The sequence below is a fragment of the Desulfotomaculum sp. genome (assembly GCF_982386235.1).
In genome coordinates, this window is record NZ_CEVWQM010000043.1 from 1 (window position 1) to 10642 (window position 10642).

11 protein-coding genes are annotated in these 10642 nt (G+C 42.0%); 4 read left to right on the plus strand and 7 right to left on the minus strand.

Features of this window, described 5'->3' with window-relative positions; genetic code table 11:
- Window positions 1-507 precede the first annotated feature (507 nt).
- The 3 genes from AC1U9Z_RS17065 to AC1U9Z_RS17075 all read left to right on the plus strand — a co-directional run bounded on the left by AC1U9Z_RS17065 (window position 508) and on the right by AC1U9Z_RS17075 (window position 2674).
- Window positions 508-867, plus strand: coding sequence for a DUF1413 domain-containing protein (locus AC1U9Z_RS17065; RefSeq protein ID WP_479958428.1), 360 nt, complete (start codon window positions 508-510; stop codon window positions 865-867).
- Window positions 867-1235: a hypothetical protein gene (locus AC1U9Z_RS17070; protein WP_479958429.1), complete on the plus strand. Its 369-nt coding sequence runs from the start codon at window positions 867-869 to the stop codon at window positions 1233-1235. The genes AC1U9Z_RS17065 and AC1U9Z_RS17070 overlap by 1 nt, the downstream gene beginning before the upstream one ends.
- Window positions 1236-1453: 218 nt before the next feature.
- Window positions 1454-2674, plus strand: a complete 1221-nt coding sequence (locus AC1U9Z_RS17075; protein ID WP_479958430.1) for a transposase — start codon at window positions 1454-1456, stop codon at window positions 2672-2674.
- Between the two features lie 174 nt (window positions 2675-2848).
- Here AC1U9Z_RS17075 and AC1U9Z_RS17080 read toward each other — a convergent pair whose 3' ends face one another.
- The 6 genes from AC1U9Z_RS17080 to AC1U9Z_RS17105 form a co-directional block, all read right to left on the minus strand.
- Complete coding sequence (locus tag AC1U9Z_RS17080) at window positions 2849-3511, minus strand: AAA family ATPase (protein ID WP_479958431.1); 663 nt, start codon at window positions 3509-3511, stop codon at window positions 2849-2851.
- 105 nt (window positions 3512-3616) lie between these two features.
- A complete protein-coding gene (locus tag AC1U9Z_RS17085; protein ID WP_479958432.1) occupies window positions 3617-4015 on the minus strand; it encodes a DUF2178 domain-containing protein in 399 nt (132 codons plus the stop codon).
- Window positions 4008-4220 carry a helix-turn-helix transcriptional regulator gene (locus AC1U9Z_RS17090; RefSeq protein WP_479958433.1) on the minus strand — a complete coding sequence of 71 codons (213 nt, stop codon included), beginning with the start codon at window positions 4218-4220 and terminating at the stop codon, window positions 4008-4010. Before AC1U9Z_RS17090 ends, AC1U9Z_RS17085 begins: the two co-directional genes overlap by 8 nt.
- A gap of 362 nt (window positions 4221-4582) precedes the next feature.
- Window positions 4583-5383: an ExeA family protein gene (locus AC1U9Z_RS17095; protein ID WP_479958434.1), complete on the minus strand. Its 801-nt coding sequence runs from the start codon at window positions 5381-5383 to the stop codon at window positions 4583-4585.
- Window positions 5384-5386: 3 nt separating this feature from the next.
- Window positions 5387-6730 carry a DDE-type integrase/transposase/recombinase gene (locus AC1U9Z_RS17100; RefSeq protein WP_479958435.1) on the minus strand — a complete coding sequence of 448 codons (1344 nt, stop codon included), beginning with the start codon at window positions 6728-6730 and terminating at the stop codon, window positions 5387-5389.
- Window positions 6731-6779: 49 nt separating this feature from the next.
- The gene (locus AC1U9Z_RS17105; RefSeq protein ID WP_479958436.1) at window positions 6780-7265 is read right to left on the minus strand and encodes a DUF6431 domain-containing protein; all 486 of its coding nucleotides are present in this window, start codon (window positions 7263-7265) and stop codon (window positions 6780-6782) included.
- A gap of 667 nt (window positions 7266-7932) precedes the next feature.
- Here AC1U9Z_RS17105 and AC1U9Z_RS17110 point away from each other — a divergent pair.
- Window positions 7933-9075 (plus strand): acyl-CoA dehydrogenase, encoded by a 1143-nt coding sequence (locus AC1U9Z_RS17110; RefSeq protein WP_479958437.1) that lies wholly within the window; start codon window positions 7933-7935, stop codon window positions 9073-9075.
- A gap of 302 nt (window positions 9076-9377) precedes the next feature.
- Here AC1U9Z_RS17110 and AC1U9Z_RS17115 read toward each other — a convergent pair whose 3' ends face one another.
- Window positions 9378-10544 (minus strand): GGDEF domain-containing protein, encoded by a 1167-nt coding sequence (locus AC1U9Z_RS17115; RefSeq protein WP_479958438.1) that lies wholly within the window; start codon window positions 10542-10544, stop codon window positions 9378-9380.
- Window positions 10545-10642: the final 98 nt, after the last annotated feature.

Here is a 10642-nt window from a genome sequence, read left to right on the forward strand (position 1 = left end):
GTCTCTGGTGCTTCTGTTGGTCGCATTAGCACATTTATACAGAGGCGTCTTTCCTTTCTGTATAATATGGTCATTATATCCAGCTATTTTTGGTCAGGCAACTCCGTCAGCTTTTGGACGGGTTAGGTTGGCTTTAACAATTCTGGACCACGTCCGCGGGGGAAAAAGCAAAGGATGTTGAAGACAAATTTATAGAGAATTTTATTAAAAATGTGAGTAAACAAAAATTATTTGACCCAGAACATCCTTTTCCCTTTGCCAATCTAGAGTTCCCAAAAGGGACTCGCAAAAGACATGGCTTGCAAAGCCAGGTAAAAAGGTAATAACACATTTGCTTTAAAGGCACCTCTATTAAGGTGCCTTTTTACTGCTTATATAAAGACTCACTTGCCCAGGAATATAATATAAATTAAGTGGTTTATAATAAAAACATGTTGACCATAGAACACATGATGGTTTATAATAATAACCAGAAGGTTAGTATTATAAATAAAGGGGGCGCATTTTATGGCAAGCAAGGTAATCCAGATTTGTTTTAGTGAAACAGAGTATGCTCATTTAGAAGCTAAAGCTGATGCCGAAGGAATGACAATCGCACTTTATATCAAGAACAAAGTATTGGAGGATACTGAATTCAAAAAATGGTTTCGTGAACTACTTGAACGGGTTTCACGAATTAAGCCAGGAACCCCATTTAATATTAAAATGGTGCTGTCAACCGATTGGGCAAACATTGATCGTGGGGTCCGTCTTGCAATGGGGCGCGCATTTTATAATTATGTATTAGCTGGCAAAGTTGAAGGAGTTAGCCCAACTCAGAAGGATAGCGCCAATGTTCAATGGTATGTTGTAGGAGGTGGACAATAATGTTGTATTCAGTTGAGACAGGAAAATATGTAAAGAAACTGCCACATAAAAGGGAATTTGATAGTTGGATGAAGAACATCTCTACGTCAGATTATCAGAAAATCATTGATGCTCTAGATCAGAAAATTGATGTAACCGATATTAATACCTCAAGCTGGATGCCGGGAAACGATTGGACAGGGACTGTATATGAACCGCTATATCTTGCTTGTGGAAACAACAAAGAAGCATCCGGATTATTCTTCGGATTAGTTTTATTTAATCACTTAATGGAGAGAAAAGATGCCGTCTGGGGATTTGGCAGATATGAGAAGGATGGAATCCCAATTAAAGGAATGACCTACTTTAGATTAAAGAATAATCCATAAGGGTGGCGACTGTATGGCCAATACGGATTTACTGAATTCCTTAGTTACTTTTTGCCAAAAATATCAGCTTCAACTGTTAACTCTTTCAACTGAGACTTTTGCATATTAATTAGCCTAGAAAAATCCAAACTTTTAGAGGGCAGAAAAAGGACTTCACCCCCCTTTTTGCCGAATTAATAAGTGACAAAACAAACAATCCGAAGGAGGAGAAGTCACTTATGAATATTCGGCAAGGATACGTATTTTCCTTTGAGGATGCAATAAATTTGCAGCCCCGGTCAAGATTAGAGATAATTCTAGCCACCCTCGATTTTGATGACGTTATTACTGTTCTTTCTAAGAATAATGAAAAACATCGAGGGCCTACTGGTTACTTGGTTGAGCACAAACTTAAAGCATTAATTGCGATGCGAGTTTACAATATGGCTACATTTACTGAGTTAGTGGAGCGTCTTACCCATGACCCAGTGCTTAGATACAACTGCGGCTTTGATGTTTTTGGTAAAGTGCCTAGTATTGCTACCTTTAGTCGTTTCTATGAACAGTTAAGTCAATCAGAAGTACTTAGTGAACTGTTCAATGAACAGGTGAAAACAGCAGAATCCATGGGGCTTCTTGATACCAGCTCCATTGCCATAGATGCTTCCAAAGTAGATGCCAATGAGAAGTCAGTTCCACGTAAAAATATTAATGACGATGGCCAATCCGCTAACTGGGGCAGTAAGCTAGATACCAATGGTAATCAGATAACCTGGTTTGGCTACAAGTTGCATATAGCTACTGACGTTAAATCTGAATTACCAGTAGCATTGAGCATAACCCCAGCTAGTATCCACGATGGTATAGTGGCCGAAAGCATCCTTGAAGAATGCAATAGTAACTTGAACAGTAAACCCCAGTATTATCTCATGGATGCCGGTTATGATCAAAAGTCAATATATGAACTAATCCGCAAGAACTACAAAGCACAGGCAATAATACCACTAAACCACCGGGGGGCAAAGGAACCTCCAGAAGGTCTGGATTGGGATGCAACTCCCATATGTTCAGCAGGATACCGCATGACTTATTGGGGCGGTAGCAATGGGGTTAACAAATTCCGATGCCCTCATGTTATGGGCAAATGTGACTGTCCTTTTGGTTCCTCCTGGTGCTCAGCCAGCAATTATGGAATGGTTGTTAAAACCAGAGCCAGACAAGATTCCAGATTGTTCACAGTGCCTCATCGAGGAACTTCAAACTGGAAACTGCTATACAACAAGAGAACCGGTGTAGAGCGGTGTTTTGGGCGATTAAAGGAGCATCTGGGACTTGAAACTGGACTCAATGTGCGAGGCATTAAAAAGGTCAAAACTCATGCCTACCTGAGTGTTATTACCATGATTGCATCAGTTGTCGCCATAAACAAAGACAAATCTTCTGCAGATATAGCTGCCTAAAGCAAGCAGGAATTAAGGTTTTTGAAAGAAAGGGGGTTAACCTGCTCATTTTTAGATAAATCCAGTAACCTTGTTGATGTTAAAGGCAGTATTAACCAAAATTTAACTGGTTAGTATGCTCTGCTACTATATTGTAGTTTCAAAGAACCCGATTTTTGCTATTATGCAAAAGTCTCAGTTATCAGTTTCTTCATAGGTTGTTTCAGTAAAACCATCCTCGCTGAGTTGATATATGAGAGAATCTGGGTACGCCATAATGATAGGGGAATGGGTAGCAATAATAAACTGAGAATTGGCTTTAACAAGTTCATGAATTCGCGAAAGTAAAGCCATTTGGCGAAGCGGAGATAGAGCTGCTTCCGGTTCATCCAGAATGTAGAGACCCTGACCGGAAAAACGATTCATAAAGGCTGCAAAAAAAGATTCTCCGTGTGATTGCTCATGGAGTGAACGCCCACCATAGGAATTTATAATTTCCAACTCGTCTATATAGGTGGCTACGTTATAGAAACTTTCCGCTCTAAGGAAAAATCCATCTAGTGGCCGTTGAGCCTCTCTTACTAATCTTATATATTTCCATAAGTCTGAATGAGAAGCATGACTTGAAAAGCGAAAGTTATTGGTGCCGCCTTCAGGGTTGAACCCCCAGCAAATGGCTATGGCTTCTAATAAAGTCGACTTTCCGGTACCGTTTTCACCGACGAAAAAGGTGACATTAGGGTGAAGAGGGAGAATGTCTAAGGTTTTTACTGCTGGTAGACAAAACGGGTAATCGGAAAAAGAATCGATCCGATCACGTATCAATTCTACATATCTGACGTAGGAAGTGTTTCTCATAATGATCTCCTGTGCCAAAGTATTACAGACTCGTGTAAGACCAGGGGCCCCATATCTAGAGTACTATCATTATCCGTATAAAGATAGATAATCAATTATTGAAGACTAAAATTTGCGGTTGTAGTAATAATAGCTGCCAACATATAATCCCAGTAATGCGCACAGGCACAATCCCAATAGGTTGTAAGGATTTACCTGGACTTGCGGGCCCCAGATGGAGCCGATCAATACAATTACTGCTATGGAAATTACAAAAATTCTAACAGATACGTAGGCAGCCATACCGGCTAAGGACCAAGCGCGTTCATCATAAGGGTTCATACCTTTTTTCTGCATATCACTGATGCGGCGCTGCCTTATTTCCAAGGAACCTGCTGCTACTACCACACCAACCAGCAAGCCAGTGCCGAAGGAACTATTGCCGCTGACGATCTGCCAGATGGCAATTCCCGCAACTAACACCAATGATAGCCATTTTATACACTGGGTGTTTTTGCTATTCATCTTCAACCTTCCTTTCATCGAGACGAAAAAGATCTTCAATACTCATGCTGAACACTTTCGCCAAACTATAAGCCAGAGAAATTGAGGGGTTGTATTTCCCCTTCTCTAAAGAAATGATGGTCTGCCTGGAAACACCCACCTGGGCAGCCAGTTCTTCCTGAGTTAACCCTGTTCTTTCCCGCATTTCGCGTAGGCGATTCGGCATTATTTCACCGCCTTATTTCCATTATTGTAAAGCTAGCTTTACACTAGAATAATCCGAAATCCCAACAATGTCAAGCAAACTTTACATGAATAATGAACCTCTTAAATGTTATAATTAACTAAGTACACAAGGTGTGGATGTGAATCAATAGTTTTGGAAATGTTATTTATGTGGCTTGGACTATTGATAATGAAAAAACGACCTATTTGTGAATCAATTGGTCTTTTAATGATGCTCGTATGCATCGATAGGTTTATTGTGTTACTGCCACCCCATAATGTCCAGCGATAGACGGTGTTAAATGTCCAAAAGTTGACGGACATAGTGACCGAGAATATTAGCCCCATAGGGGGCAGGGAGAACTAACTCAATTCTCCCTGAACAACAAACTTCACCATGTGATCATCAATAATATTTCGATTGTTTTGTGCCCCATATATCAGACAATGGGTACAAACCTTGTTGACCATTCTGGCAGCTCCACTCGAAAACTTAAATATCTCATCTATAGCATTATCTGAAAAAATATCATGGTCGGCACCGGCATAAGCCAGGTGCGTTTTAATGTATTGGCCTACTTCTGCTCGGTCCAGATAAGGCAACTTGCACTGCAAGTCAATGCGCTGCCTGATTGCTGCGTAAGATTGCAGTTTAAGCCGTTCCCAGAGTTCGTTTTGTCCTACCAGTATTAAAGCCATCGGACTCTGTGCATCCATTTTGAAATTTAGTAAGAAACGAACTTCTTCCAGCATCTCTTTGTCTAAAAGATGGGCTTCATCTACGATAACCACGGGTTGTAGATGATGGATGCCTTGCATAAGTTCAATCTCTTTATGCAATTGGCGTTTGGCATCGCCCCGATAGAACTTGGCCTCACAACCTAATTGTTCAAGGAGACCTTTGTAAAAATGCCGGGGGGTCAATTTGGAATCAGCCAGGTACATCACCATAAACCGGGATGTATCTAAAGTTTCTTTAAGCTTACGTATGGTGGTAGTCTTGCCGGTTCCACAGTCCCCGGTTAACACTGCAAACATCTGGCGCTGAGCGGTATATTCTAAACGTCCCAGGGTTTCTTCCAGCATATGCGATTGATACAACTGATCCGTAGGTATATCCCGGGAAAATGGTGTCCTTTCCAGACCATAAAAACTCTCAAACATGACTTACCCCTCCTTCCTTACTTTGCGGTAGGAGATGGCAGGGATTTGGGTTTCTTTACGCTCCTGGTTTTTCCTGGCGGCTGCAGTTAGCAGCCTTGAAGAATTAGCTGGAGCCTTCTGTAAATGCTCGGGTAGTTTAGGCCTGGGAGCACTCCGCTCTCCAATAACCAGTTCTTTAGCTTTAAAAGGCTTATGGCCTTCGTATTCAATAGTCAGTTCGCTGATATCGGCTGGATCATAGATGACATCTACCTTGCAGCCAATAAAGGTTAGTCCTACTTCATATTTTTTCCCCGCAAAACTGATGCAACCTGCCTTGTCTACTTTCCTTTCTTCGCAATGGAGGAAAGCACTGGCTATTGTTTCGGGGTCTAGAAATTTTAATGCTTTCCTGTCACTGCGATAAGCAGTCTGAGGACTAATGTTTCCTTCTAACCCGGAATGGTGCTTGTTCTGATAACACTCCTCCAACCAGACTTCAAACAGCTGGTTTAATTTATCCAGGGTTTGAGGTTTCTCCAGAACCGCTTCAGCCAGGAAGGAATCCACTACCCGGTTGAATCGTTCTGATTTCCCAGTAGCTTCAGGGGAATAGGGCTTGGCAAAGAGTAAACGAATCCCCATTTTAGCACAAGCTCTTTTCATCCATTTGGTTCGATACTGACTACCGTTATCGAAATATACTTTTTCTGGTACCCCGTATTTTAAAATGGCCTGGCGGAAAGTATCTTCAACGATTACCTGATCTAAAGTGGGATAGAATTGACCGTGCAAAATATATCTGGTCGCGTCATCCACGAAGGTCACAAGATAAACCTGCTTCTTTTTCCCGTCTTTGCCTATGGGTAGGTATGGGCCATATTTTATGTCCGAATGCCAAAGTTGGTTACGGTATTTCTTTTGGTAGCGCCGGGCAGCTGTACCGGTATCGGCATACATACGCATGTGCCGGGCGCTGTAACCTCGTTCGGCCAGTTTCTCCTGTAGGGTACTGCGCTTGATTTGTCCTGGCTCTACCAATCCTTCCCATTCCAGGATTTGAATAATCTGTGCAATGCTACGGGTCGGTACCTGCCTGCGCAACAGGATTGCCTGTTCCAGGATGTTAACCGGTATTGCCTCATCACTTCGTCGCTCTCCCTTACCTTTGGGTTTGAGTCCGCTAAAACCATCCTTCCGGTACTGGGCCAGGTATCTGCGCAGGGTGCGTTCGGATATGCCGGTCTGCTCGCATATCCTGGCTTTAATCTGCCTGGCTTGAGCACTATCCAGGCCTTCTGCCAGGAGCGGGGACAGGATTTGCACTCGCTGCTCGGCAATTTCGTCTGCTTTCTTTTGGTCTCTCATGCTGATTACCTCCTTTTTCAGGTTTCAGCATGAGTGTAAAGCTATACTGTTATGGACAAAAGGCTAAACGGGTATGTATCCATAAATTTAAGTTGGCTATGGGACGGACAACTCTGGCTAGCCATCCCGGAGCATCCCCTACATAATGCCAAATCCTTTGGAGCTTGGACTCAGGAAGAGCGGATTTATCTTCAACAGATTCACTGCCATAGCGGATTGTAATTGATTCCAGGCAACCTTGAAAGTAATCGACTTTCTCATTAAACCATTTTCTCCATCGGTTCAGGGTAGATTCATCAGAGATAACACTAAGCTCTGAATCGTTGCTAACCACTGCCTCAATACTTTCACTAACATGGAGTTTATATGGCACAAGCATATCTGGTAGTTCGTGGTGAATACGGTTACATTCAATGCATCTTAACCTACGAATGATTAAATTTACCTTTTCTCCCGAGGCAGTGATACACTTTCTCTGGCGGCTGCCTATTACTTTTAATTGTCCACTACAACACGGGCAGGGAAGTTGCTCCAAGCTCCTAACAAAAAACTCCCTTATCGGGGTTTAAATCTAATTCATAATTTGATACAATTACCATACCTTTGGGAGACGCTTCTGGTGCTTTTGTTGCTGCATTAGCACATTTAACAGAGGCGTCTTTTCCTTTCCCTAAGATATGGTCATTATATCCAGCAATTCTCGGTCAGGCAATACCGTCAGCTTTTGGACGGTTTAGGTTGGCTGTAACATTATTGGGCAACAATTGGGCAAATTATTTATAAAGGTAAATCATAGTGCAGTTTGGTTTATTCCATCATAATCTGGATAGATGGTGGCTAGGGTGGAAAAACCTATCATTAATATAAAACTTATGGTTCAAACCGTTTGAGGCATTAAACATACTATTTACAATTTAATAGTGATACAGTTATTGATCACCTGAACCGAAAATGTTTTAATTTGGCTGCTACCGCAACCACTTGGGTACCCCATATTTCATTTCGTATCTCATCTAATATCCCTATTCTCAGGCTTTTTAGCAAGGTGATGGGCAAGTAAACCATTGAATGGCATGATTGTTGCATTGCATATTTATTATCAGTATATTCTTTATATTTGACTTGACTAACGATCAATGAGAATTTGCTACTCAAAGAGTCACACTAGTTATTTATTAATAGAAGAAAGGGAGATGACAGTAATGGATTTCAAACTGAGTGAAGAACATGAGATGATTAGGCAGTCTGTACGAGATTTTGCTGAGGGAGTACTGGCTCCTAAAGTGGCCGAACGCGACGAGCAAGAGTATTTTGACCCAGAGGTTTTTGCTCAGATGGCTGAACTAGGTTTAACAGGCATTCCTTTTGAACCCGAATATGGGGGGGCTGGTTTTGACTACATCGCTTACGCTATTGCGGTAGAAGAACTGGGAAGAGTTGACCCCTCTGCTGCTGATACTCTCTCAGCCCATGTCAGCCTGGGAGTATGGCCGATTTGGAACTGGGGCACGGAAGAACAGAAGCAAAAGTATTTGATTGACTTAGTTGAAGGTAAAAAACAAGGCGCTTTTGGCTTAACTGAATCTAATGCTGGCAGCGACGCTCTGGGCATGACAACTAAAGCTGAATTGGATGGCGATGAATGGGTATTGAACGGTCGCAAGATATTTATTACTAATGCTGAAGCAGCCGATACTTACGTGGTATTTGCTCGTACTGGTTCGAAAGAATTGAAGAGTAAAGCCTTCAGTACCTTTATTGTTGAAAAAGGTACACCTGGCTTTAGCTTTGGTAAATTTGAGCGCAAGATGGGATTAAGAGGTACCCAAAACTGTGATTTGGTTTTTGAAAACTGTCGCATTCCTAAGGACAACCTGTTAGGCAAAGAAGGCGATGGATTTAAGATGGCGATGCAGACCCTTGATGGTGGTCGTATTGGTATCGCTGCTCAGTCAGTTGGTATTGCCCAGGGGGCCTATGAATATGCTCGCGACTATGCTAAACAGAGGGTTCAGTTTGGTAAGCCCATATCTTCTTTGCAGGCGATTCAATTCAAACTGGCCGATATGGCTCTGGAAATCCAGGCTTCCCGTCTGTTAACATACCTTGCTGCCTGGAAGAAAAGTAATGATATGCCTTTCTCGCTTGATGCTGCCATGGCCAAGCTAAAGGCTTCGGAAACCGCTAATTGGGCTGCTAATCAGGCGGTTCAGATTTTAGGCGGCTACGGTTACACTCGCGAATATCCGGTGGAAAGAATGATGCGTGACGCGAAAATTACAGAAATCTATGAGGGAACTAGCGAAATTCAGAGAGTGGTTATTGCGAATAACATTCTTAGGTAAAACCTTGTTAATAAAGGCATAACATGCTGTCTATTCCCTGAAGAAGCCCACAGATTTCATATAGTCTGTGGGCTTCTTCTATAATAATGCAAAGTTTCTTATTCTAACGATCAAAGCTTTATGATAAGTTAGTGTTAGACTAGGAGGGATGAATATGCATCCATGTGAAAACTGCCAATGGCGTAAAAAATCTCAAGCGAATCCCGGTACATTTAGTGCCAGATTATGGTTATGGCACACTAAATGGTGTCCGGGATGGAAAGCTTATCAAAAATCACTGGCCGACAAGTGAACAACTCAACCTATTGGGCGCCTCCGTTATAGGCCATGCAATTCTTACCTTGGTGTTTGGCTTCATATAATCCTTGGTCAGCACGGCTGATCAAGTCGTCCGCAGTTTGGCCGTCTACCGGATATACCGCTATACCTAGTGAAAGTGTACAGGAGAGATCTTTGGCAGCTCTTTCTAATAATCTTTTGCCTACATAATAGGCATCCTTGAGACTGGTATTTGGCAGAAGTATTATAAACTCATCACCGCCATACCGTCCCACCCGGTCACGATTGCGAATGCTGGATAAGGCTATACCTGCTACCTGACTAAGAATCCTGTCCCCAGCCAGATGGCCCTGCTGATCATTTATGGACTTAAAGTCATCAATATCAAATAATATAAGCGTGAAGCTAGAATTACGGCACTGATCTATGGACAGTTTTATTTCCTCGACTATCGCTTTCTTGTTAAGAAGGCCGGTCAAAGGGTCAGTCCGGATACTTTCTGCCAGGTGACGATTGACTCTTTCGATTTCCAGAGTCCTCATCATCACTTCCTGGCGAACGGTTCGATCCCATTGACTGCTACCAACATCAGCCTTTTGAATAATATGTGTTAATTCTTGTTGCAACTTCTTCAGGATAAATGTAAAAAACAGCCCAAAAGCCAATGAAATTGCCACAGAGTATAATAAAGGCTGATTCGTCATCAAGGCGACTTGAGTACTTATAAATGCTAATAAGGAACCTATCAGCCAATAAGAAGTGTTATTCTTCCACATATGTATGACTGATCCAACTGACACCAGTAAGGTCGCTAAGACAAAGAAATGATCCCATCTAAGCACCCAGCTACTTAATTGAGGAGTCTGCATTAACCACAGGATCAATGACGCCAAAATAATTTGCATTACAATAAAAGTGAAGTAACTGAAATTATGAAATCTCCAGATAAAGGCCAGCATAAGTGGGGGCAGACAGGCTACCGTTAAATGAACCAAGGCTAATTCATAATCGGCAGGAACTAAGAAGTAGGCGATACTCATAATTAAGGGAAAGAAGAAGGCGACAGCAATGTTGCGTAGGATGTCTTCTTTCTCATTAAAGGCAAAAGAAAAGCTGATAATTAGCAATGACAGTCCGAACACCAGCAACAATGTAATTTTATCGATGAAGATGTAATCAAATACTATCACTAAATCCTCCCGATAACGTAAGTATTACTACATTTTGCTCTAATTGGTTAATCGTGGACATGAAACTTTGCTTGGTTATGAAAAATCTGCGTTTGGTG

Excerpts from the sequence above, each read along its gene's own strand:
- AC1U9Z_RS17075 (WP_479958430.1), top strand. The coding sequence starts at position 1,454 with ATGAATATTCGGCAAGGATACGTATTTTCCTTTGAGGATGCAATAAAT.
- AC1U9Z_RS17100 (WP_479958435.1), bottom strand. The coding sequence starts at position 6,730 with ATGAGAGACCAAAAGAAAGCAGACGAAATTGCCGAGCAGCGAGTGCAA.
- AC1U9Z_RS17095 (WP_479958434.1), bottom strand. The coding sequence starts at position 5,383 with ATGTTTGAGAGTTTTTATGGTCTGGAAAGGACACCATTTTCCCGGGAT.
- AC1U9Z_RS17070 (WP_479958429.1), top strand. The coding sequence starts at position 867 with ATGTTGTATTCAGTTGAGACAGGAAAATATGTAAAGAAACTGCCACAT.
- AC1U9Z_RS17090 (WP_479958433.1), bottom strand. The coding sequence starts at position 4,220 with ATGCCGAATCGCCTACGCGAAATGCGGGAAAGAACAGGGTTAACTCAG.
- AC1U9Z_RS17080 (WP_479958431.1), bottom strand. The coding sequence starts at position 3,511 with ATGAGAAACACTTCCTACGTCAGATATGTAGAATTGATACGTGATCGG.
- AC1U9Z_RS17065 (WP_479958428.1), top strand. The coding sequence starts at position 508 with ATGGCAAGCAAGGTAATCCAGATTTGTTTTAGTGAAACAGAGTATGCT.
- AC1U9Z_RS17110 (WP_479958437.1), top strand. The coding sequence starts at position 7,933 with ATGGATTTCAAACTGAGTGAAGAACATGAGATGATTAGGCAGTCTGTA.
- AC1U9Z_RS17085 (WP_479958432.1), bottom strand. The coding sequence starts at position 4,015 with ATGAATAGCAAAAACACCCAGTGTATAAAATGGCTATCATTGGTGTTA.